Consider the following 22462-nt stretch of genomic DNA (forward strand, 5'->3'; position numbering starts at 1 on the left):
TGCCTGGGCAAGTCAATGTACGCAGGTTCACTTTCCTGAGCAAGTCATGCTGGTACGCTCTCCCCATGCTGGACGACGCCACCACCACCGGGCTCACCGCTGAGGAGCTCGAGGTCTGGGTCGCCCTCGCGACCGTGCTCGAACGACTGCCGACCGCGCTCGACGCGCAGCTGCAGCGTGACAGCGGCCTGACGCACTTCGAGCACGGCGTCCTGTTCGCCCTCGACAGCGAACCCGACCGGACGCTGCGGATGAGCGTGCTCGCCGCCGCCGCGAGCTGCACCCTGTCGCGGCTGTCCCGCGCGGTGACGCGGCTGGAGCAGAAGGGGTGGGTCCACCGCGTGGTCGACCCGACCGACGGGCGGTTCACCCTCGCCGTGCTCACCGACAGCGGGCACGAGCGGGTCGTGGCGTCCACGCCGGCGCACCAGGCGCTCGTCCGGCGGGTGGTCTTCGACGCGCTCACGCCGGCCCAGGTGCGGCAGCTCGGCGCGGTCAGTCGACGCATCGCCGAGGCCGTCGGCGGGACACCGGTCTGGTCCCCGCCAGCGCGGTGAGTCAGGGGCGCGGCGGAGCCGTGTAGGACCCGTTCCGGACGTCCTCGACGAGTGACCGCTCCGACGGGTCCCAGCCGTAGGTGGCCCGTGCCTTCGTCGCGAGGAGGTGCGTGGACGTCGTCAGCGTCCGGACCGCCGGGCCCATCTGCGCCTCGGCGACCTCGAGCGGGACGGAGACGCTCGGGGTGCCGGTGAGGGTGCCGATCGCCTCCGCGAGTTCCCGGAAGGTGAACGGCACCGAACCGACCGCGTTGACGACGCCGGCGACCGGGTGCTCGATCGCCCGGACGTACAGGTCGGCGAGGTCGTCGACGTGCACGGGGTACCAGGCGTTCGTACCGTCGCCGATGTACGTCGCGGCGCCGTTCGTGACCGCGGCCTCGATGAGGCCGGTGACGAGCCCGGTCCCGCCGCGACCGAAGACGAGCCCGGCGCGGACGGCGATCCCGGTGATGCCCGGCGCGCCGAGCACGATGCGTTCGGCCTGTGCCTTGACCGGCTGGGCGCTGACCTCGGGGAGCACTGCGTCCTCGGTGACGTCCGTCGGGTCGAAGCCGTAGACGAGTCCGGTGGAGGTGTAGACGACGGGCTTCGGGGCGGTGCCCGAGGTCCCGGTGGTTCCCGGCGTTCCGTTCGTTCCGGCGGGTTCTGCTGCTCCGGCGGTGACGGCGCGGACGGCCGCGAGCTCGTCCTCGGTCGACTGCGCGGTCGGTGCGTAGTCCGAGGCGGCGTACACCACCGCGTCGGCCGCCGCGGCTGCGGTGCGGAGCACCTCGGTGTCGGTGATCGAGCCGGCGACGGGTACTGCGCCGGCCGCTCGCAGGCGGGCGGCGCTCTGCTCGGAGCGGGCGAGCGCGGTGACGGAGTGGCCGGCGGAACGGAGGTGTTCGACGAGGACCGAGCCGAAGTAGCCGGTGCCGCCGATGACGAAGATCTGCATGGACGGCACGCTAAACTCTGACATCAGTGTCAAGGTCAAGCGAGGAGCAGCGACGATGCAGATCGGCGATCTGAGCCGGGCCAGCGGGGCGAGTGCGCGGTCGCTGCGCTACTACGAGCAGCTCGGGTTCATCCGACCGGAGCGCCGGGCCAACGGCTACCGCGACTACGACGAGTCCGACGTCGAGACCGTCGGCACGATCAAGATGCTCCTCGACCTCGGGCTGCCGACGGCGCTCATCGAACAGGTCCTGCCGTGCACCCGCGGCCGGAAGGTCGAGGACCAGTGCTCGGGCATCATCGACCAGGTCGTCGCGATCCGGGACGACATGGACGCGCGGGCGCAGCGGCTCCTCGCGACGAGGGACGCCCTGTCGGAGTCGCTCTCGCGCGTCGGACGCTGAACCGCTCCGCAGGCGGATTCCGCACGCGTGCAGCGACCGTCCCTAGGGTGACGCCATGCATGACGAACCTGACGGGGGCCAGCACCCGATCGTGCCGACCGAGCGCGGTGCCGTGCGACACGGTCGCCAGCGGCGCGCAGCCCGCACCCTCTTCCCGGCGATCGGCGGCGTCCTCGCGATGGCACTCGTGCTCACGGGCGGGTACGCGGCCTGGTCCTACGCGCAGCTCGACAGCGCCGTGACCAAGGTGCACGTGGCGCTCCCGCACCCCTCGGCGTCCGCCGACGTCGACGGGTCGGCCGAGAACATCCTGCTCGTCGGGGACGACCACCGTCCGGCCGACGCCACCCCGCAGGAGCTCGCCGAGCTCGGCACGCAGCTCGACGACGGGGCGACGAACACCGACACCATGATCGTGCTGCACATCCCCGCGGGCGGGGGCAGCGCGACGATGATCTCGTTCCCGCGCGACTCGTGGGTGCCGATCCCCGGCCACGGCACGTTCAAGCTGAACAGCGCGTTCTCGGACGGCGCGGCGAACGGCGGCGGCGACGCCGGGGGCATGCGCCTCCTCATCCAGACCATCGAGAACATCAGCGGCCTGCAGATCGACCACTTCGTGCGCGTCTCGCTGCTCGGCTTCTACCAGCTCGTGAAGGCGCTCGGGCCGATCCAGGTCTGCCTGAACGAACCCGCCCACGACCCGAACTCGAACGTCGACCTCCCGGCGGGGAACTCGACGCTGAACGCCTCGCAGGCGCTCTCCTTCGTCCGGCAGCGCGACGGGCTCCCGCGCGGTGACCTCGACCGCGAGGTCCGCCAGCAGTACTTCCTTTCGCAGGAGGCCCGCAAGGTCCTCTCCGCCGGCACCCTCCTCAACCCGGTGAAGGTGTCCGACCTGCTGCACGGTGTCGGGGACGCCGTGCAGATCGACGACGGCCTGAGCATCCCGAGCCTCGTCAACACGTTCCGCAGCATCGACCTGTCGAGCATCCGGTCGACGACCATCCCCACCGCGGGGACCCCGACCATCGACGGCTACTCGACGGTGGCGGTGGACTTCGGCGCGGTGCCGGCGTTCATCCAGGGCATCGTGGGCGCGCCCGCGGCGTACACGGCGGCAAAGGCGGCGTCCCCGTCGAGCGTGCACGTGTCCGTGCAGAACGGCGGCTCCCTGCCGGGAGGTGCGACGGCCGCCTCGGCAGCGCTCACGGCGAAGGGGTTCGTGGTCGGGGCGCCGAGCGACACCACCACCACGGCGGCCACGGTCGTCGAGTACCCGAAGGGCGCCGAGGCCGCCGCGAAGGCCGTCGTCGCGGCGGTCCCCGGAGCCACGGCGGTCCGCTCGACCACGGTGTCGGGGGTGACGCTCGTGCTCGGGACCGACGGGCGCACGGTCGGGGCCGCGGGGGCTGCCGGGTCCGGTTCCGGCGCGGGTTCGGGTTCGCCCGGCTCCGGCTCTACTGGCTCGGTTTCGGCTGGCTCGGGCGCTCGCTCCGGGTCGTCCGGCTCCGGCGCCTCCGGTTCGTCCGGTGCCGGGTCGTCCGCGCCCGCGGCCACCCCGTCGTCCACCCCGGTCGGCAACGCGTACGGCAAGCAGGGCACCTGCATCAACTGATCGCACCCCCGGCCACCGCGCCGTGTCAGCATGGAGCGTGCTGACCGTCGGGATCCTCGTCGTCGCGGGCGTGGTGGCCGGGGTGATCGGCACCGCCGGCGGCATCACATCGCTCGTGGCCTACCCGGCGCTGCTCGCCGTCGGGGTCCCACCGCTCGCCGCGAACGTCACGAACTCCGTCGCGCTGATCGGCAGCGGTGCGAGCTCCGCGTTCCGGGCTCGTCACGAGGTCCGCGCCGAACCCGCGGTCCTGCGTCGCTGGATGCCGACGACCGTCGCCGCCTCGCTCGCGGGCGCGGTGCTCCTGGTCGTCACACCGGCACACCTCTTCGACCGCATCGTCCCGTTCCTCGTGCTCGCCGGGGGACTGCTCCTGCTGCTGCAGCCGTTCATCGACCGTCGTCGTGCCCGGGCCGCCGGTGACGCCGCGGGTGGGCACGGCACCGCCGCAGCGGCCGGGATCGTCGGGGTCGGCGTCTACAACGGGTACTTCGGCGCCGGGTCCGGTGTGCTCATGATCGCCGTGCTGCTGCTCACCGGGGAGCCGTCCCTGCACCGTGCGAACGCCGTGAAGAACGTGCTGCTCCTCGCCGCGGACCTGTTGCCGGCGGTCGTGTTCGCGGTGTCCGGGCACGTCGTGTGGTCCGCCGCCGTGGCCCTGGGCGCGGGGGCGGTGGTCGGCGGTCTCATCGGACCGACCGTCGCCCGGCGGGTGCCGCACGGGGTCCTCCGCGTCGCGATCGCGTGCTGCTCGGTCGCGCTCGCCGTGTACCTGTTCGTCACGGTGGCGTCGTCCTGATCCGCGGGGACGGTGGTCGCTGACGCCCCGGGACGACCGTCCGGATCGGTACGGTGGTCGGCATGGCACGATTCACGCCCCCAGCCGCCGACGCCGTCCGCGTACGCCTCCTGCTCGCCGCGCGCGACGAGTTCGCCGCGGCGGGGCTCGTCGGCGGCAAGGTCGAGCGGATCGCCGCCGCCGCGTCGAGCAACAAGGCGCAGGTCTTCCACTACTTCGGCAGCAAAGAAGGGCTGTTCGACGCCCTCGTCGAGCAGACCGTTGCCGAGACCTTCGACCTCGTCCCGCTCGACACCGACGACCTGCCCGGGTTCGCCGGCCGGTTGCACGACTCGTGGACCGAGCGGCCCTGGGCCCAGCGGCTGGCGACCTGGCACCGGCTCGAGCGTGCGGCGGCCGCTCCGCTCGAGGCGATCGTCGAACGCCGGACCACGATGGTCGCCGAGGTCGAGCGGGCGCAGCGGGCCGGCGTCCTGCCGCGCAGCTACCGACCCGCGGTGCTGCTCGGCCTCGTGCTGCACCTCGCGGCGTTCTGGAGCGAGGCCTCCGCGGAGTCCGAGGCCCTGACGCGCGCGGTGGTGCCGACGCGGCGACGGCAGATCGTCGTCGACGCGGTAACGTCACTCGTCGGTAACTGACGGTCAGGAGCCCTCGCCGAACGGCAGGCCGAGGGCGAAGGGCACGCCCAACCCGAGGAAGCCGGACGCGGCGACGGCGGCCGGCAGCACGACCGTGACGAGCGTCAGCGTCGCGCCGATGAGCACCGCCGCGAAGGCGAGGCCGTCGCCGCGCTCGCCGGTGCGCCGGACCTCACGGCGGGCGATGAACCCGACGATGACCCCGCCGATCGGCGCGACGAAGGCGAGCGCGATGGCCACGACCGCGATGAGGCTCAGCGGAGCGACCGCGGTCGGAGCACCAGCGGTCGGCGCGGCGTCGGGTCGGGTGGCGGGCACGTGGGCTCCGGGAGCGATGTCGGTCACGGCGACCGAGCCTACGAGTGCGACGACCGACGGGGGAGTACCCAGTCCTGGTGGCGTGGAGGCACTCCGGTGTGCCACGCTCGGTCCGTGGATGACGGACTCCTCTACGACCTCTGCAGCCGGGCGCGGCGCGTGCAGATGCGAGCCGGCGGGTCGGAGCCGGCGCTCCGCGGGCTGACGGACTTCATCTCCGCCGCAGCCGACCCCCGGGGTACCTACTCCGACGCAGCCCTCGTGGCGCTCGTCGAAGCGGCGCCGGACCCGGTCGGGTTCCGGTGGGGGTTGGAGCGGCTCGAGGCGGTGAGCGCCATCCGGACCGTCCCGCCGTCGGACTACTCCGCCGACGAGGTGGCCGAGTACGAGGATGCCCAGGCGGCCCTGCTGCGCCGGATCGGCCGCGACAGCGGGGAGCCCACGTCGGGCCCGGTCCAGGTGGTGAAGAACGTCCTGGAGCAGTTCGTCCGCCGCTGGTACTGACCCGCGCGTCGCCCGGCCGCTCAGTCCCGCTCGCGCAGGAACGCCACCTGCCGCTCCCAGTGCGCGAACCCACCACCCTCGTGCCCGTTGTACGGGTACACCTCGATCGCCTTGTCCACCGAGCCGAGCGCGTTGTACGCCGCGAAGGTCGTCCGCGGCGGGACCACGTCGTCCATGAGCGCGACGGAGAACAGCGCCGGCGCGGTGATCCCCGCCGCGAAGTGCACCCCGTCGAAGTACGCGGCCGTGTCCCACACGGTGTCGATCGCGTCGCGGTGCACGGACAGGTACCGCGCGAGCTCGAGGTACGGACCACCCACGGCGACGGCGGTGCCGTTCTCCCAGTCGCTGAGGAACGCGACGTCGGGCAGCAGCGCCGTGATCGGGCCGACGTGGGCCTCGACGAGCGCGGCCGCGGCGATGGTGATCCCGCCGCCCTGGCTCCCACCGGTCAGCGCGATGCGGTCCGGGTCGACGCCCGGCAGCGAGCGGACGGTGTCGACGAGTCGGACGGCGTCGGTGTACACGCGCCGGTAGTAGTGGTCGGCGGGGGACCCGATGCCGCTCGTCATCCAGCCGCCGATGTGCGGGCCGGAGCCGTGCGGGTCCGGGGTGTCGCCGCCGGAGCCCCACCCGCTGCCCTGGCCGCGGGTGTCCATCACGACGTGCACGTACCCGGCGAGGGCCCACGAGACGCGTTCGCCCGGCAGCCCGCGACCACCGTTGTAACCGAGGAACTCGACGACGACCGGCAGCGGCCCGGCGGCGTCGACCGGCCGCGAGACCCAGGCCCGGACGGGGTCGCCGGCGAAGCCCGGGAAGGTGAGGTCCTCGATGACGAGTCCGGTCACCGGGGTGTCGGCGGCGGCGAGGACGGGGTCGGTGCCCGACCCGGCGGCCCGTGCGTCGGCGACGGTGTCGGCCCAGAAGGCGTCGAAGTCGTCCGGCCGGCGGACGTCGGGTCGGTAGGCGCGCAGGGCGTCGAGGGGCAGGTCGGTGTACGGCATGTGGTCTCCTCCGGGGACGATGATGCCCCCGACGCCGTGGTGGACGGCGTCGGGGGCGGGAGTGTCCGCGAACGGACGAACGGACGGACGGACGGACAGGCAGCCGCTCAGCGCGCGGCGGCCCGGTACTGCTCGAGCACCTCGGGGTGCGGGTCGCCGGCCACGACCGTGGTCGCCGTCTCCCACGCCGGCAGGCTCCCGGTGAGCACCCACGCCGCCTGCTTCGCCGCGCCGGCCGCCACGTACTCGCCCGGCTCCGGCACGAGGACGTCACGACCGAACACCTGCGCAGCGACGACCCGCACGGCCTCGTTGCGTGCGGCACCGCCGATGAGCAGCAGCCGCTCGACGGTGACACCGGTGCCCTCGACCGCAGCGAGGCCGTCCGCGAGCGCGCACAGCATCCCCTCGACCGCGGCCCGGGCGAGGTGCGCCCGGTCCGTCGTCCCCGGCGTCATGCCGAGCAGCGAGGCCGTCGCGTCCGGTCGGTTCGGCGTGCGCTCGCCGACGAAGTACGGCACGAGCACGAGCCCGTCGGCACCCGCCGGCGCCTGCAGCGCCAGCTCGCCGAGCGCGTCGTGGTCCACGCCGAGCAGGCCGCCGATCACCTCGAGCACGCGCGCCGCGTTGAGCGTCGTGACGATCGGGAGGCGCGACCCGCTCCCGTCGGCGAAGCCCGCCACGGTCCCGCTCGGGTCGCGCACCTCGGCGTCGGTGACCCCGAAGACCGTGCCGCTCGTGCCGAGGGACACCGCGACGTCACCCGGGCCGAGTCCGAGGCCGAGCGCTGCCCCGGCGTTGTCGCCGAGTCCGGCGCCCACGAGCAGCCCCGCAGGTGCGTCGGCACCGTTCGGCAGTGGCACGTCCGCGGTGAGCGTGCCCATCGCCTCGTCGGGCAGGACGACCCGCGGCACGACGACGGAGTCCGGGGAGCCCGTGGCACCGGCGACGCGCATCGGTCGTCCGAGCGCCGACTCGAACAGCTCCGCGTCGTACTCGCGCCGCACCGGGTCCCAGTAGGCCGTGCCGCTGGCGTCGGAGCCGTCGGTGGCGAGGGCGTCGAGGTCGGGGCCGAGCGGACTCTCGTCGGCCGGGCCGTACCCGCGCAGCCGCCACGACAACCAGTCGTGGGGGAGGGCGACGGCCGCGACCCGGCCGGCGTTCTCGGCCTCCGCGTCGCGGAGCCACCGCAGCTTGGTACCGGTGAACGACGCCACCGGCACCAGACCCGTGCGGGCGACCCATGCCTCCTGGCCGAGCTCCGCGACCATCTGCGCGGCCGCGTCGGCACTGCGGACGTCGTTCCACAGCAGCGCGTCGCGGACCACGCGGCCGTCCGCGTCCACCGCGACCATGCCGTGCTGCTGCCCGGCGATCGCGACGGCACCGACGTCGGCGAGCCCGCCGGCGTCCGCGACGGCGGTGCCGAGCGCGTCCCACCAGTGGCGGGGGTCGACGGACGTGCCGTCCGGGTGGGACGCGCGTCCCTCCCGGACGACGGCGCCGGTCGCGGCGTCACGGATCGTGACCTTGCAGGACTGGGTCGACGAGTCGACCCCTGCGACCAGGTCAGCCACGAGCGCCCATGAGGTGCTCGATGGCGAGCTGCTGCAGCTTCACGAAGCCGAAGCCCTTGCCGCCGAAGTACGCGTCGGCGTCGAAGTCCTCGTACGCGGAGCGGTCCGCGAGGAACGCGTCGTACGACTCGCCGTCGTTGAGGGTGGGGGTGCTGAGCTCGCCGACCTTGGACGCCTCGAGCGCTGCCTGCACCTCGGGGTCGGCGCGGAACGCCTGCGCGCGCTCCTTGAGCAGGAGGTACATGCGCATGTTCGCGGCCGCGGAGTCCCAGACGCCCGTGATGTCCTCGGTGCGGCTCGGCTTGTAGTCGAAGTGGCGGGGGCCGTCGTACGCCGGGCCGCCCTGGGGTGCACCGTGCTCGAGCAGGTCGACGAGCGAGAACGCGTTCTGCAGGTCGCCGTGCCCGAAGACGAGGTCCTGGTCGTACTTGATGCCGCGCTGACCGTTGAGGTCGATGTGGAAGAGCTTGCCCTGGTAGAGCGCCTGGGCGATGCCGGCCGTGAAGTTCAGCCCGGCCATCTGCTCGTGGCCGACCTCGGGGTTGATGCCGAAGAGTTCCGGACGCTCGAGCGTCTCGGTGAACGCGATGGCGTGGCCGAGGGTCGGCAGCAGGATGTCGCCGCGGGGCTCGTTCGGCTTCGGCTCGATGGCGAACCGGATGCCGTAGCCCTTGTCGGTGACGTACTGGGCGAGCAGGTTCACGGCCTCGCGGTAGCGCTCGAGCGCGGCCTGCACGTCCTTCGCGCTGTCGTACTCGGCACCCTCGCGGCCGCCCCACATCACGAACGTCGACGCGCCGAGCTCGGCGGCGAGGTCGATGTTGCGCAGGACCTTGCGGAGCGCGAACCGGCGCACCTGGCGGTCGTTCGAGGTGAAGCCGCCGTCCTTGAACACCGGGGCGGAGAAGAGGTTCGTCGTGACCATCGGCACGACGATGCCGGTGGCGTCGAGAGCACCCTTCAGGCGGTCGATCTGCGTCTGGCGCTCGGCGTCGGTCGAGCCGAACGCGAAGAGGTCGTCGTCGTGGAAGGTCAGGCCGTAGGCGCCGAGCTCGTCGAGCTTCTCGACGGCCTCGACCACGTCGAGGGCGGGGCGGGTCGGGCCGCCGAAGGGGTCGGATCCGTTGTAGCCGATGGTCCAGAGACCGAAGGAGAACTTGTCTGCACGGGTGGGCGTCGTTGCCATGGTGGTCACCGTTCGTCGTCGAAACAAAATGTTGCCGCGCCCAACATAAGCGGTAGTGTTGACTCTGGCAAGGACGTGATCGCAAGGGAGCGAGCGGATGGCACAGGACCGACTTCGAGTGGCCATGGTGGGCCACGGCTTCATGGGAGCCGCGCACTCACAGGGGTGGCGCACCGCACCGAGGTTCTTCGACCTCGGGGTCGAACCGGAGATGGCCGTCATCGTCGGCCGTGACCCGGAACGGACCGAGGCGGCGCGGCAGCAGTACGGCTGGCAGGCCGCGTCCACCGACTGGCGCGCCGTGGTCACCGACCCGGACATCGACGTCGTCGACATCTGCTCGCCCGGCTCGTCCCACGTCGAGGTCGCGATCGCGGCGCTCGAGGCCGGCAAGCACGTCCTGTGCGAGAAGCCCCTCGCCAACACCGTCGCCGAGGCCGAGGCGATGACCGCGGCGGCCGCCGCCGCACGGGCGGACGGCGTCCGCGCGATGGTCGGGTTCAGCTACCGCCGGGTGCCCGCCATCGCGTTCGCGAAGCGGCTGGTGGAGGACGGGAGGCTCGGCACCGTCCGACAGGTCCGCGCGCTCTACCTGCAGGACTGGCTCGCCGACGAGGACGGCCCGATGACGTGGCGGCTCGACAAGGCGCTCGCCGGCTCCGGCTCGCTCGGTGACATCGGCGCGCACGCGATCGACCTCGTCGAGCACGTCACGGGCGCACAGCTGTCGACCGTGTCCGGCACCCTCGAGACCTTCGTGACCGAACGTCCGCTGATGGCCGAGGGCGTCGGGCTGTCCGGCACCGCCTCGACCGAACGCGGGCAGGTCACCGTCGACGACGCCGCCTTCTTCCTCGGACGGCTCGCCGGTGGCGCTGCCGACGGGGCGATCGGCACGTTCGAGGCGACGCGCTACGCGACCGGCCGGAAGAACGGCCTCACGCTCGAGATCAGCGGGTCGGCGGGCGCGATCCAGTTCGACCTCGAGTCGATGAACGAGCTGCGCTTCTACGACGCCACCGCACCCGCGGGGGAGCAGGGCTTCCAGCGGATCCTCGTCACCGAGCCCGAGCACCCGTACATGGCCGCCTGGTGGCCGACCGGGCACCTCATCGGGTACGAGCACACCTTCAGCCACGAGGTGAAGGACTTCGTCGAGGCGATCGTCGCGGGCACCGACCCGTCGCCGTCGTTCGAGGACGGGCTGCACGTGCAGCGGGTCCTCGACGCGGTCGAGCGGAGCGCCGCCGACGGCAGCGCCTGGACGGTGATCTGAGTGGCTCCGACGAAGCACGCCCTCGTCGTCCGCGGCGGGTGGGACGGGCACATGCCGGTCGAGACCACCGACGCGTTCGTGCCATTCCTGCGGGACAACGGGTTCGACGTGCAGGTGTCGGACTCGACCGCGGTGTACGCCGACGAGTCGGTCATGGCGGACGTCGACCTGATCGTGCAGGTCGTCACGATGTCCACCATCGCCGACGACGAGTTCGCCGGGCTGCAGCGGGCCGTCCTCGGCGGCGCCGGCCTCGCGGGCTGGCACGGCGGGATCGCGGACGCGTTCCGCAACACCGCCGACTACCTCCACATGATCGGCGGCCAGTTCGCGCACCACGCGGGCAAGCACCCGTCGGAGCGCACCGGCGAGCAGTCCGACAACTACATCCCGTACACGGTGCACATCACCGACCTCGGCCACGAGCACCCGATCACGCAGGGCATCGAGGACTTCGACCTCGTGACCGAGCAGTACTGGGTGCTCTCCGACGAGTACAACGACGTGCTGGCGACGACCACGCAGGAGGCGCGGGACTTCGACGCCTGGAACCGTCCGGTCACGGCGCCGGCGATCTGGACCCGGCAGTGGGGCGAGGGACGCGTGTTCGTCTCGGCACCCGGGCACCGGCTCGAGGTCGTCGAGTCGCAACCGCTCCGCACGATCATCGAGAGGGGACTCCTGTGGGCAGCCCGGTGAACGGTCCGGCACTGCGGGTCGGTGTCGTCGGTGTCGGCAACATCAGCCAGCAGTACTTCGAGCACTTCCCGGCGCTGCCCGGCCTGGCGCTCACGGCCGTGGCGGACCTCGACGTCGACCGTGCCCGGTCGGTCGGCGACGCCCAGGGTGTCCGGGGCACGAGCGTCGACGAGCTCCTCGCCGCGGACGACGTCGACGTCGTGCTCAACCTGACGATCCCGGCCGCGCACGCCGAGGTGGCCACCCGGGCCCTCGACGCCGGCAAGCACGTCTACGGCGAGAAGCCGCTCGCACTCGCGACGGCCGAGGCCGCACCGGTGCTCGAACTGGCCGAACGCTCGGGCCTGCGGGTCGGCAGCGCGCCGGACACCGTGCTCGGGACGGGGATCCAGACCGCGCGCGCAGCACTCGACGACGGGCTGATCGGCGACCCGGTCGGTGCCGCGGTGTCGTGGAGCGCCCCGGGACACGAACTCTGGCACCCGGCGCCAGCGTTCTACTACCAGCCCGGCGGCGGCCCGCTGCTCGACATGGGGCCGTACTACCTGACGAGCCTCGTGCAGTTCTTCGGCCCCGTCGCCCGGGTCAGCGGCAATGCCACCCGCTCCACTCGTGAGCGGACCATCGCGACCGGGCCGTTCGCCGGCGCACCGATCCCCGTCGACGTCGACACCCACGTCGTCGCCGTGCTCGAACACGCCAGCGGAGTCGTCTCCACGGTCACCGTCTCGTTCGAGGTGTGGGCGACCCGGGCGCCGCTGTTCGAGGTGCACGGCACCGCGGGCAGTCTCGCCGTCCCGGACCCGAACCGCTTCTCGGACCCGGTGTCGATCGCGACGGCCGACGACCGCGAGTGGCGCGAGCTGCCCGTGTCGGCCGGGTACGCCGACGCCGGTCGCGGGTACGGACTCGCGGACATGGCGCACGCGATCGCGACCGACCGGCCGCACCGGGCGTCGGGGGACCTCGCGTTCCACGTGCTCGAGGTCATGGAGGCCGTCCAGACCGCCTCGCGGGAGCACACCGTCGTCACGGTGGCGTCCCGCGTCGACCGGCCGGAGACGGTCCCCGCCGGCGCGACCCCGGGATCATGGTGACCAGCACACGCAGCGAGGAAGGACGACGACGATGACGACGACGGACGGAACCGACGAGGCCGGGACGACCCGCGCCTCCAGGCCGGTCACCCTCTTCACCGGCCAGTGGGCCGACCTGCCCTTCGAGGAGGTCGCACGTCTCGCTGGCGAGTGGGGGTACGACGGCCTCGAGATCGCCTGCTGGGGCGACCACCTCGACGTCCGCCGCGCCGCGACGGACCCGGCGTACGTCGCGGACCGCAAGGCGATCCTGGAGCGCAACGGGCTGCAGGTCTGGACGATCGCGAACCACCTCACCGGCCAGGCCGTGTGCGACGACCCGATCGACCAGCGGCACGAGGACATCCTCGCGCCGCACGTGTGGGGCGACGGCGACCCCGAGGGCGTCCGGCAGCGTGCCGCCGAGGAACTGCAGTGGACCGCGCGTGCCGCCGCGGCGCTCGGCGTCGACACCGTCACCGGGTTCTCCGGATCCTCGATCTGGAAGACCGTCGCGGGCTTCCCACCCGTGCCCGCGTCGATGATCGACGCCGGGTACCAGGACTTCCACGACCGGTGGTCGCCGATCCTCGACGTGTTCGAGGAGGTCGGCGTCCGCTTCGCGCTCGAGGTGCACCCCTCCGAGATCGCCTACGACTACTGGACGGCGAAGCGGACGCTCGAGGTGTTCGCCGACCGCCCCGCGTTCGGGTTCAACTTCGACCCGTCGCACTTCGTCTGGCAGGACCTCGACCCCGCCGCGTTCCTGCTCGACTTCGCCGACCGCGTGTACCACGTGCACTGCAAGGAGTCGGTGAAGCAGCTCGACGGGCGCAACGGACGACTGTCGTCGCACCTGCCGTGGGGCGACCCCCGGCGCGGGTGGGACTTCGTCACCGCCGGGCACGGGGACGTGCCGTGGGAGCGGGTGTTCCGCGTGCTGAACCACATCGGGTACGCCGGGCCGACGAGCGTCGAGTGGGAGGACGCCGGCATGGACCGGCTCGTCGGCGGCCCGGAGGCACTGGCGTTCGTCCGGAAGCTGGGCACGATCGCGCCACCCGAGGCCGCGTTCGACGCGGCGTTCTCGCGCTCGCGGTAGCGCGGCCCGCGGCGCCGAGACTCGGCCATGCGGACGGTTTCGCGGCGCGGAGTCCGCGAAACTGTCCGCCGGCCCGAGACTCGGGCCGGCGCCAACCCACCCACCACCGACCAGACGAGGGACCGATGACGAGCACGACCGCCGCGACGCCTGCGCCCGCGCCGGGCAACGCGGCGCGCGTCCTCCGGCTCGTCCACGAGGAGGGGCCGATCACCCGCGCCGAGATCACCCGGCGCACCGGCCTGAACCGCTCGACGACCCTCGCGCTCGTCGGCGAACTCGTCGACCGCGGCCTCCTCCACGAGGACCTCCCCGCAGCCGGTGCACCGGGGACCGGCGTCGGGCGGCCGAGTCCGGTCGTCCGGGCCGCGCCGGACGTCGTGGCCGCCGCGGTCACGGTCGAGGTCGACGCCGTCTCGGTGGCCCTCGTCGGGCTCGACGGCACGGTGCGGAGCCGCCTCGTCGAACCGCAGCACCGTCCGCCCACGCCCGCAGAGGCCGTCGGGACCGTCGCCGGGCTGCTCGACCGGATCCGTCCGGGGTCGGCCGGCACCGCGACGCTCCGGCTCGTCGGGATCGGGGTCGCCGTGCCCGGGACGGTCCGGGTGGAGGACGGGACCGTCCAGTACGCACCGCACCTCGGCTGGCACGACGCGCCCTTCGCCGGGCCCCTCGCCGAACGGACCGGGCTGCCGGTGCGGGCCGCGAACGACGCCAACCTCGGCGCCTGGGCGGAACGGCTCGCCGGCAGCGGCCGGGGCGTCGACGACCTCGTGTACCTCAACGGCGGCGCGAGCGGCATCGGCGGCGGGGTCATCACGGCCGGCCGACCGCTGAGCGGTACCGACGGGTACGCGGGCGAACTCGGACACACCTTCGTCGCGGCGAACGGCATCCGGTGCCACTGCGGTGCCGTCGGCTGCCTCGAGACCGAGGCCTCCCGTGACGCCCTGGCGACCGCGGCCGGGACGGCTCCGGACGACCTGGTCGCCCTCGCCGCGGCGCTCGCCGAGGGCCGACCCGAGGTCGAACGGGTCGTGGACCGCCAGGTGGCAGCCCTCGCCACGGCCCTCCGCAACGCGATCCACACCGTGAACCCGTCGGTCGTCGTGCTCGGCGGCTTCCTCGGCGTGCTGCTCGACCACGTCGGCGACCGGATCCTCGACGACGTCCGAGCGCAGTCGATGACCGGGACCGCCGACCGGCTCCGCATCGTGCCGGCCGCGCTCGGGTCCGACGTGCTCGTGCACGGGGCCGCCGAGATCGCGTTCGGCGCCCTGCTGCGCGACCCGGACCGGATCACCGACGCGGTGCCGGCCACACCCACCCCCACGATCACCCACCACTCCGGCCGCGACGACGCGGCCGAGGAAGCGAGAACCGCATGACCTCCACCCAGCGTGTCAGCGTGCTGCTCGGCACCCAGGACCTCACCGTCGAGGACCGCCCCGTCCCCGCCGTCGACCCCGGCGACGTCCTCGTCCGGGTCGCCGCGGTCGGCGTGTGCGGCTCCGACGTGCACTACTACCGGCACGGGCGGATCGGGGACTTCGTCGTCGAGGAGCCCCTCGTGCTCGGCCACGAGCTCTCCGGCACGATCACCGCGGTCGGCGAGGGCGTCGACCCGTCCCGCGTCGGGGAGCGCGTGGCGATCGAGCCGCAGCGACCGTGCCACCGCTGCGCCCAGTGCCTCGCCGGGCGGTACAACCTCTGCCCGCAAATGCGCTTCTACGCGACGCCCCCGGTGGACGGGGCGTTCGCCGAGTTCGTCACGATCGAGTCCGAGTTCGCGCACACGCTGCCCGACTCGGTGTCGTTCGAGGCCGGAGCCCTGCTCGAGCCCCTCTCCGTCGGCATCGCCGCGGTCCGCAAGGCCGGGATCGTCCCCGGGTCGAGCGTGCTCATCGCCGGGGCCGGTCCGATCGGCATCATCTGCGCGCAGGCCGCGAGGGCGTTCGGCGCCTCGCGGATCGTCATCAGCGACCTCGTCCCGGAGCGCCGCGAGCGTGCGCTCTCCTTCGGTGCGACCGAGACCGTCGACCCCACCGTGGTCTCCGTGGCGCCCGACTTGCCGCCGTTCGACGCCTTCATCGACGCCAGTGGTGCACCGCGGGCCGTCTCCGACGGCATCAAGGCCGTGGGACCGGCCGGGGCCGCCGTCCTCGTCGGGCTCGGCAACTCCGAGATGACGCTGCCGGTCGAGCACATCCAGAACCTCGAGGTCACCGTCACCGGGATCTTCCGGTACACCGGCACGTGGCCGGTCGCGATCGAGCTGGTCGCGTCGGGACAGGTGGACCTGGACTCGCTGGTCACGGGTCGCTTCGGTCTCGACGACGTCCGCGAGGCCCTCGAGAGCGACACCGACCCCGAGTCGCTCAAGTCGGTCGTCTACCCGGGCGGCGTGCCGTCCGCGACGTGACCGGACGACGGACGGGAGGGACGGGGCGGGCCCGCACCGTCCCTCCCGTCCGTCCTGTGGTCCCCTCTGGGGCCACCGCCGCGACACCCGGACGCGCTACGGTTCGCGCATGACGGCTTCACCCGCGGCTGCCGTGCCGCAGCGCACCGACCGCCGCGCCCTCGTGTCCTGGGCCATGTGGGACTGGGGATCCGCGGCGTTCAACGCGGTCGTCACGACCTTCGTCTTCAGCACGTACCTGGCGAGCCGTGCGTTCGTCGACCCGGTGCTCGTCGCCGACACGTCCGCCGCCGGGAAGGCGCTCGTCGAGCGGGAGCTCGCGCACAACGCGGCCGTCGTCTCGACGGCACTGACCATCGCCGGCGTCGTCGTCGCGCTCGTCGCCCCGGCGGTCGGACGCCTGGCGGACACGTCCGGGCACCGGCGCCGGTCGGTGCTCATCGCCACGATCGGCATCGCGCTCTCGATCGGCGGCATGGTGTTCGTCGCGCCGAGCCAGCCGTACCTGCTGCTCGGGGCGGCCCTGCTTGGCATCGGGACCGTCGCCTACGAGATCGCGAGCGTCGGCTACAACGCGATGCTCGGACAGGTCGCGTCGGGGGAGCAGACCGGACGCGTCTCGGCGATCGGCTGGGCGGCCGGGTACTTCGGCGGCATCGTGCTGCTCGTCGTCCTGCTCGTGCTCTGCATCCAGGACTTCGGCGGGGGCGACGTCGCGGGGCTCCTGCAGCTCCCCGCGACCGTGGCCTCCGGGCAGTGGGACGTCCGCGTCGCGATCGGCATCGCCGCCGTGTGGCTCGCCGTGAGCTCGATCCCGCTGTTCGTCACCGTCCCCGAGGCCGCGCCGGACCGTTCGCGCGCCGGCAGCCTGCTCGGGGCGTACCGGGACCTCGGGCGGGACATCGCTCGGCTCTGGCGCGAGCGCCGGAACGTCCTGGCGTTCCTGCTGGCGAGCGCGGTGTTCCGCGACGGCGTCGGCGCCGTGTTCACCTTCGGCGGGATCGTCGCCGCGCAGGTGTTCGGCTTCAGCCCGTCGCAGGTGATCCTCTTCGCCATCGCGGCCAACATCGTCGCGGGCATCGCCACGTTCCTGTCCGGCCGGCTCGACGACGGGTTCGGGTCACGCGCGATCATCACGGTGTCGCTCGTCGGTCTCGCGGTGTGCGGGATCGGCGTGTTCGCGGTGGGGAACGTCACCGCGGGCTTCTGGGTCCTCGGCCTGACGCTGGCGCTGTTCGTCGGGCCGGTCCAGTCGTCCTCGCGGGCGTACCTGGCGCGGTTGGCGACGCCCGGCCGCGAGGGCGAGCTCTTCGGCCTGTACGCCACGACCGGGCGCGCGGCGTCGTTCCTCGCGCCGGCGCTGTTCGGGGTGGCGGTGACGGTCGGCGGGTCGACGCGGTACGGGATCCTCGGGGTCGTCGTGGTGCTGGTGGCGGGGCTGGTGCTCACGGCGTTCGTGCGGCGGGAGCCGGTGGGCGGGCGCTGAGTCCGAGCGTGTCGGAGACCGTGGTGCTATCGTCTCCGACGTCCACGGGGGAACGACGGGGGGAACACATGGGGGCCGCAGAACTGCGGATCGAGTCGGAGACGCTCGCGGCGGTCGCGACCGCGCTGACCGACGCCCGGACCGCGCTCGGTGCGGACACCGCCCGGTTCACGGGCCTCGACACCGGTTGCCTCGGCGTGACCGAGGTGGTCAGCCGCACCGCCGGCCTGTCGCTCGCCCACCAGGGCATGATCGACGCCGTCGACGCAGCCCTCGAGCAGGCCGCGACCTTCCCGCACGACCTCGGTGCGCAGGTCGACGCGCAGGAAGCCGCCCTCGCGAAGCAGGCGGACGGCAAGTGAGCGGCGAGGAGCCGGACGTCGGCGACCCCGCCGGCATCACCGCATTGGGGAAGCACTGGCACGACCGGGCCGACGCCGTGCAGGACGCCCTGGCGAAGATCGCCTCGGCGTCCGACGTCACCGCGTCGCCGACGTGGAAGGGCGACGCGCAGACCCGCTTCGCGGCGCTGCTCGACGAGATGCGGCCGAGCGCGTCCGGCCTCGTGGCGCTCTTCGACGCCGCCGGGGACGCCTTCGACCAGTACGCGAAGGACGTCCAGCGCATCAAGGACGACGCGGACGCGGTCCGCCTGCAGCGCGGGACCGTCGCGGCCGAGCTCGCCGGACAGCAGCTCACGCTGCCGGCCCTCCGCTCCGCCGCGAAGGCCGACGACGCGACCGAGGCGGACGCCAAGAGCCTCGCGAACGCGGAGCGGGCGATCACCGATGCCGGCGACCGGTCCGCGGCGCTCGACGCGCAGTGGGAGCAGCTCGTGCAGGACCGCACGACGGCCGACCAGGCGCTGCTCCGGGTGATCACCGGCCCCGAGACGCTCGGACGCCTCGGCAGCATCGAGGGACGTGGCGTCGGCGCGTCCGACGAGGACCTCGCGTCGATGCTCGCGGGCCTGTCGCCGACCGAGCTCGGCGCGCTCCTGATGCTCGACCGCAACCTCGCCGACCGCATCGCCGACATGTCGCCCGACGAGGTCGCCGCGCTCTGGAAGACCCTGGGCGGTGGGAACGACACGACCGGCGCCGAGCACAGCGCCGCCCAGGACGCGCTCATCGCATCGCTGCCCGCGGTCGTCGGCAACCTTGCGGGGCTGCCGGCCTGGGCGCGGGACCGGGCGAACCGGATGACGCTCGTGTCGGCCGTGGCCCAGGCCGAGCAGGACCTCGCGGACGCGAAGGACCGGCGCGTGGGGCTCGGGTGGCCGGCGTCGCAGGCGGCGGACCAGTCGATCGAGGCGGCGCAGGCGAACCTCGACGCGTACCGGAACATCGAGAAGACCCTGGCATCGACGGCGAAGCCCGGTCGCGCGCTGCTCACGCTCGCCACGGACCACCAGCCGCCGCTCGCTGCGGTGGCGGTCGGTGACGTGGACACCGCGGAGAACGTGACGTACATGGTGCCCGGGATGGGGACCACCACGAAGGACACCTCGGGGTGGACGACCGGGGCGCAGAACCTCTGGCGGGCGCAGGAGGACCTCGACGACTCGGGCACCTCGCACGCTGTCGTGGCCTGGATGAACTACGAAGCTCCTCCTGCCCCGCCGGCTTCCTGGGGCGTGCTCCACGGCGACGCGGCGCGAGCGGGTGCGACCCGCCTCGCGGACGACCTGTCGGGCTTCCAGGCAGCGCGGACCGACCATCCCACACTCAACGTCGTCGGACACTCGTACGGCACGACGACCGGCGCCGACGCGCTGCACGGCACGGGCGTGCACGTCGACAACTTCGTGGCCGTCGCCTCCGCCGGCATCGAAGGGGACGTCGGTGGTGCGAAGGGGATCGACGCCGACCACGTCTACGCCGGACAGGGGACGTCGGGGCTGCCGACGGCGGACCCGAACGACAACCCACGCGACCAGTACGCGTGGCTCGGCCGGCTCGGCAGCGGTCGTGCGGACCCGATGGACTCGTCGTTCGGCGCCACGACCTTCGGGACGAACGGTGGGGACCCGTCGGAGGGCGCCGGGGTCACGATGCACGACCCGATCGGCTACGGCGGGGGGACCGGCTACTTCAACCTCGGAACCGAGTCCCTGAACAACGTCGCGAGGGCCACGATGCACGACGGGGTCGGCATGACGCCCGCTGACGACGCCGGGTTGAGCGATCATGACAAGACCCTGCTCGACAACATGATGGGACCGTCACTGTGATCAGACGATCGACGACGATCGGGATGGTGCTGCTCGCCACGATCCTGCTCGCGGGCTGCGCGGCGGGCACCCCGACCAAGGAGGACACCGTGCAGGCTGCACCGACCGCAGAGCACCAGCGCCGACAGGCGGCAGACTACGTCGAGGAGACGATGCGCCGTTCGGGGGTCGACTGGGACGCGGACCAGTCCGACGAGTACGCGCAGGACTGCGTGCTCGCGGACGGCTCGGCGGGCGCGCTCTACAACATCGTCCGGACCGGTGCGGGCGTCGACGACCCGGAGGCCGTGACGAAGGCCGTGGGCACGGCCTGGGTGGCGGACGGACTGAAGGTGGAGTACTCGACGGACGAGATGACGTCGGGTGCGAAGCGGTACCTTGTGAACGGCGGCGGCGGCGCCGTCGAGCGCATCCAGTTCGGCGCGGCGACGACCAAGACCACCATGAGCGGCGTGTCGAAGTGCGGCACCGGGAACGCGGCGGACCTCGGCTGACCGCGCGCCTCGCAGCCGGACTCCTCCGACATCCGACGGGACCGAGACGGTGAGCGGACGCGCCCGAGGCGCGGCAGCGGGGACCGTGCTCGCCCTGACACTGACGCTCGCCGCGTGTTCCGTTCCGCCGACCGGCCGCACCCCGGTGCAGAGCACACCGAGCACACCGACCGTCCAGCACCAGCGTGATCTCGCCGCCGCCTACGTCGACGCGACCATGCAGACCTCGGGCGTCACGTGGGACGACTCGCAGGCGAACGAGTACGCCCAGGAGTGCCTCCTCGGTGACGGCACGTCCGGAGCGCTCGACAACCTCGCCCGCATCGGCGCGGGTGTCCCCGATCCCGAGGCTGCGGTGCGGACCGTCGGCCGGTCGTGGGCTGCGGACGGGTTGACCGTCAAGTACTCGAAGTCGTCGCTCAACGACGGCAGTCGGGAGTTCGTGGTCAAGGGGGCCGGTGGTGACGTCGAACGCATCGAGTTCGGGGCGGCGAGCACGCGCAGTTCGCTCGCTGCGGTCTCACACTGCGGCACGGGTGACGCGGCGGACCTCGGCTGACGCCTCCCGTCGGGCGGTGCCCGGAGGCGCGGTGCAGGCCCGCCCGCCGGCTGCGGTTCCGCGCACGGTTGCGCCCCTGGCGCGGTTCCGCCGGACTCCGCAGCGAGCGTGCGCCAGGATGGAGCCATGACCGACCAGCGCATCGCCGTCGTCGTCCTCGCCGCCGGGCAGGGCACGCGCATGAAGTCGTCCACCCCGAAGGTCCTGCACCGCCTCGCCGGGCTGCCGCTCATCGCGCACGTGCTCCGGACGGCGTCGTCCCTCGAGCCCGAGCACGTCGCCGTCGTCGTGCGGCACGAACGGGAGCTCGTCGCGGCCGAGGTCACCGAGCGTGCCCCCGACGCCATCGTGGTCGACCAGGACGACGTCCCCGGCACCGGCCGTGCGGTCGAGGTCGCGGTGCAGGCGCTTCCGGCGGACTTCGACGGCGCCGTCATCGTGCTGTCCGGCGACGTGCCGCTGCTCGACGCGGCGTCGCTCCGAGCACTCGTGGACGCTCACGTCGGCGGCGGCAACGGCGCCACCTTCGTGAGCGCGATCGCACCGGACCCGACCGGCCTCGGCCGCATCGTCCGCGACGCCGACGGGGCGTTCGTCGGGGTCGTCGAGCACAAGGACGCGACCGCCGAGCAGCTCACGATCACCGAGGCCAACGCGGGCATCTACGCCTTCGACGTCACGCACCTCCGTGCGGTCCTGCCGTCGCTCACCACGGCGAACGCGCAGGGCGAGAAGTACATCACCGACGCGCCGGCACTCATCGGAGCGCGGGGCGCGCGCATCGACGTCGTCACGCTGACCGACCCGTGGCTGGTCGCCGGCATCAACGACCGGGCGCAACTCTCCGACGCCGCCCGGGTACTCAACGCGCGCATCGTGCGCCGCCACCAGCTCGCCGGGGTCACCGTGCAGGACCCGGCGACGACGTGGATCGACCTCGACGTCTCGATCGAACCCGACGCCGAGGTCCTCCCGGGCACCCAGCTCATCGGCGCCACTGCGATCGCCTCGGGCGCGGTCGTCGGGCCGGACACCACCCTGCGGGACACCGAGGTCGGCGTCGGCGCCGTGGTGAACCGCGTCGACGCGACCCTCGCGGTGATCGGTGACGGCGCCTCCGTCGGACCGTTCGCCTACCTGCGACCGGGCACGATCCTCGGCGACGGAGGCAAGATCGGCACCTTCGTCGAGACGAAGAACGCGACGATCGGCCGGGGCAGCAAGGTGCCGCACCTGTCGTACATCGGCGACGCCGAGGTGGGCGAGGACTCGAACATCGGCGCGAACACGATCACGGCGAACTACGACGGGGTGCACAAGCACCGGACCGAGGTCGGCTCGAACGTGCGTACAGGGTCGCACAACGTGTTCGTCGCCCCGGTTAGGATTGGTGACGGAGCGTACACCGGCGCGGGTACGACCGTCCGCAAGGACGTCCCTGCCGGGTCGCTGGCGATCAGCTACGCCCCACAGCGCAACACCGACGGATGGGTCGAGGAACACCGACCCGGTTCGCCGGCTGCCGAGGCCGCTCGGCGCGCGAACGGCGAACAGATCTGACGGCTCTC

The 22462-nt window shown here is 72.9% G+C and carries 23 protein-coding genes; 18 read left to right on the forward strand and 5 right to left on the reverse strand.

Translation table 11 applies throughout. The features are described from left to right. The first annotated feature begins 65 nt into the window (after positions 1 to 65). Positions 66 to 557, forward strand: coding sequence for a MarR family winged helix-turn-helix transcriptional regulator (locus tag J2X60_RS12340; RefSeq protein ID WP_309887824.1), 492 nt, complete (start codon positions 66 to 68; stop codon positions 555 to 557). Between the two features lies 1 nt (position 558). On the opposite strand, the gene J2X60_RS12345 is transcribed toward J2X60_RS12340, so the two are convergent. Continuing rightward, positions 559 to 1497: an NAD-dependent epimerase/dehydratase family protein gene (locus tag J2X60_RS12345; protein WP_309887827.1), complete on the reverse strand. Its 939-nt coding sequence runs from the start codon at positions 1495 to 1497 to the stop codon at positions 559 to 561. A gap of 55 nt (positions 1498 to 1552) precedes the next feature. On the opposite strand from J2X60_RS12345, the gene J2X60_RS12350 reads away from it, so the two are divergent. The 4 genes from J2X60_RS12350 (at position 1553) to J2X60_RS12365 (ending at position 4955) form a co-directional block, all read left to right on the forward strand. Beyond that, the gene (locus J2X60_RS12350; RefSeq protein ID WP_309887829.1) at positions 1553 to 1900 is read left to right on the forward strand and encodes a MerR family transcriptional regulator; all 348 of its coding nucleotides are present in this window, start codon (positions 1553 to 1555) and stop codon (positions 1898 to 1900) included. 55 nt (positions 1901 to 1955) lie between these two features. Beyond that, a complete protein-coding gene (locus J2X60_RS12355; RefSeq protein ID WP_309887831.1) occupies positions 1956 to 3518 on the forward strand; it encodes an LCP family protein in 1563 nt (520 codons plus the stop codon). 37 nt (positions 3519 to 3555) lie between these two features. After that, entirely contained in the window at positions 3556 to 4317 is a 762-nt protein-coding gene (locus J2X60_RS12360; protein ID WP_309887833.1) for a sulfite exporter TauE/SafE family protein, read from the forward strand. A gap of 62 nt (positions 4318 to 4379) precedes the next feature. Next, entirely contained in the window at positions 4380 to 4955 is a 576-nt protein-coding gene (locus J2X60_RS12365; protein WP_309887835.1) for a TetR family transcriptional regulator, read from the forward strand. Between the two features lie 3 nt (positions 4956 to 4958). Here J2X60_RS12365 and J2X60_RS12370 read toward each other — a convergent pair whose 3' ends face one another. Continuing rightward, the gene (locus J2X60_RS12370) at positions 4959 to 5300 is read right to left on the reverse strand and encodes a DUF4190 domain-containing protein (RefSeq protein WP_309887837.1); all 342 of its coding nucleotides are present in this window, start codon (positions 5298 to 5300) and stop codon (positions 4959 to 4961) included. A gap of 87 nt (positions 5301 to 5387) precedes the next feature. Between J2X60_RS12370 and J2X60_RS12375 the strand changes: the two genes are divergently transcribed. Beyond that, complete coding sequence (locus J2X60_RS12375; protein ID WP_309887839.1) at positions 5388 to 5777, forward strand: hypothetical protein; 390 nt, start codon at positions 5388 to 5390, stop codon at positions 5775 to 5777. Positions 5778 to 5797: 20 nt separating this feature from the next. Here the strand turns inward: J2X60_RS12375 and J2X60_RS12380 are convergent, their stop codons facing one another. The 3 genes from J2X60_RS12380 to xylA all read right to left on the reverse strand — a co-directional run bounded on the left by J2X60_RS12380 (position 5798) and on the right by xylA (position 9547). After that, positions 5798 to 6784: an acetylxylan esterase gene (locus J2X60_RS12380; protein WP_309887840.1), complete on the reverse strand. Its 987-nt coding sequence runs from the start codon at positions 6782 to 6784 to the stop codon at positions 5798 to 5800. Positions 6785 to 6891: 107 nt separating this feature from the next. Continuing rightward, positions 6892 to 8361: an FGGY family carbohydrate kinase gene (locus J2X60_RS12385; RefSeq protein ID WP_309887843.1), complete on the reverse strand. Its 1470-nt coding sequence runs from the start codon at positions 8359 to 8361 to the stop codon at positions 6892 to 6894. Then, positions 8354 to 9547, reverse strand: a complete 1194-nt coding sequence (gene xylA / locus J2X60_RS12390; RefSeq protein WP_092384350.1) for a xylose isomerase — start codon at positions 9545 to 9547, stop codon at positions 8354 to 8356. The genes J2X60_RS12385 and xylA overlap by 8 nt, the downstream gene beginning before the upstream one ends. Before the next feature lie 97 nt (positions 9548 to 9644). Between xylA and J2X60_RS12395 the strand changes: the two genes are divergently transcribed. From J2X60_RS12395 to glmU, 12 genes are all read left to right on the forward strand, one after another. After that, complete coding sequence (locus J2X60_RS12395; protein WP_071295275.1) at positions 9645 to 10823, forward strand: Gfo/Idh/MocA family protein; 1179 nt, start codon at positions 9645 to 9647, stop codon at positions 10821 to 10823. 51 nt (positions 10824 to 10874) lie between these two features. After that, positions 10875 to 11522 (forward strand): ThuA domain-containing protein, encoded by a 648-nt coding sequence (locus J2X60_RS12400; RefSeq protein ID WP_070419197.1) that lies wholly within the window; start codon positions 10875 to 10877, stop codon positions 11520 to 11522. Continuing rightward, positions 11507 to 12619, forward strand: coding sequence for a Gfo/Idh/MocA family oxidoreductase (locus tag J2X60_RS12405; RefSeq protein WP_309887847.1), 1113 nt, complete (start codon positions 11507 to 11509; stop codon positions 12617 to 12619). The genes J2X60_RS12400 and J2X60_RS12405 overlap by 16 nt, the downstream gene beginning before the upstream one ends. Before the next feature lie 31 nt (positions 12620 to 12650). Beyond that, entirely contained in the window at positions 12651 to 13700 is a 1050-nt protein-coding gene (locus tag J2X60_RS12410; RefSeq protein ID WP_309778812.1) for a sugar phosphate isomerase/epimerase family protein, read from the forward strand. Between the two features lie 125 nt (positions 13701 to 13825). Beyond that, positions 13826 to 15088, forward strand: a complete 1263-nt coding sequence (locus J2X60_RS12415) for an ROK family transcriptional regulator (protein ID WP_309887849.1) — start codon at positions 13826 to 13828, stop codon at positions 15086 to 15088. Continuing rightward, positions 15085 to 16122 carry an NAD(P)-dependent alcohol dehydrogenase gene (locus tag J2X60_RS12420; protein ID WP_309887851.1) on the forward strand — a complete coding sequence of 346 codons (1038 nt, stop codon included), beginning with the start codon at positions 15085 to 15087 and terminating at the stop codon, positions 16120 to 16122. Before J2X60_RS12415 ends, J2X60_RS12420 begins: the two co-directional genes overlap by 4 nt. A 109-nt stretch (positions 16123 to 16231) precedes the next feature. Then, the gene (locus J2X60_RS12425; protein WP_309887853.1) at positions 16232 to 17608 is read left to right on the forward strand and encodes an MFS transporter; all 1377 of its coding nucleotides are present in this window, start codon (positions 16232 to 16234) and stop codon (positions 17606 to 17608) included. Positions 17609 to 17676: 68 nt separating this feature from the next. Next, the gene (locus J2X60_RS12430; RefSeq protein WP_070416800.1) at positions 17677 to 17970 is read left to right on the forward strand and encodes a hypothetical protein; all 294 of its coding nucleotides are present in this window, start codon (positions 17677 to 17679) and stop codon (positions 17968 to 17970) included. Then, positions 17967 to 19841 carry an alpha/beta hydrolase gene (locus J2X60_RS12435; protein WP_309887855.1) on the forward strand — a complete coding sequence of 625 codons (1875 nt, stop codon included), beginning with the start codon at positions 17967 to 17969 and terminating at the stop codon, positions 19839 to 19841. The genes J2X60_RS12430 and J2X60_RS12435 overlap by 4 nt, the downstream gene beginning before the upstream one ends. Next, positions 19838 to 20335 (forward strand): hypothetical protein, encoded by a 498-nt coding sequence (locus J2X60_RS12440; RefSeq protein ID WP_309887857.1) that lies wholly within the window; start codon positions 19838 to 19840, stop codon positions 20333 to 20335. The genes J2X60_RS12435 and J2X60_RS12440 overlap by 4 nt, the downstream gene beginning before the upstream one ends. Positions 20336 to 20384: 49 nt before the next feature. Beyond that, a complete protein-coding gene (locus J2X60_RS12445; protein ID WP_309887859.1) occupies positions 20385 to 20894 on the forward strand; it encodes a hypothetical protein in 510 nt (169 codons plus the stop codon). Between the two features lie 126 nt (positions 20895 to 21020). Beyond that, positions 21021 to 22454, forward strand: coding sequence for a bifunctional UDP-N-acetylglucosamine diphosphorylase/glucosamine-1-phosphate N-acetyltransferase GlmU (gene glmU / locus J2X60_RS12450; RefSeq protein ID WP_309887861.1), 1434 nt, complete (start codon positions 21021 to 21023; stop codon positions 22452 to 22454). Positions 22455 to 22462: the final 8 nt, after the last annotated feature.

The organism is Curtobacterium sp. 320, from assembly GCF_031455235.1.
Classification (GTDB): Bacteria; Actinomycetota; Actinomycetes; order Actinomycetales; family Microbacteriaceae; genus Curtobacterium.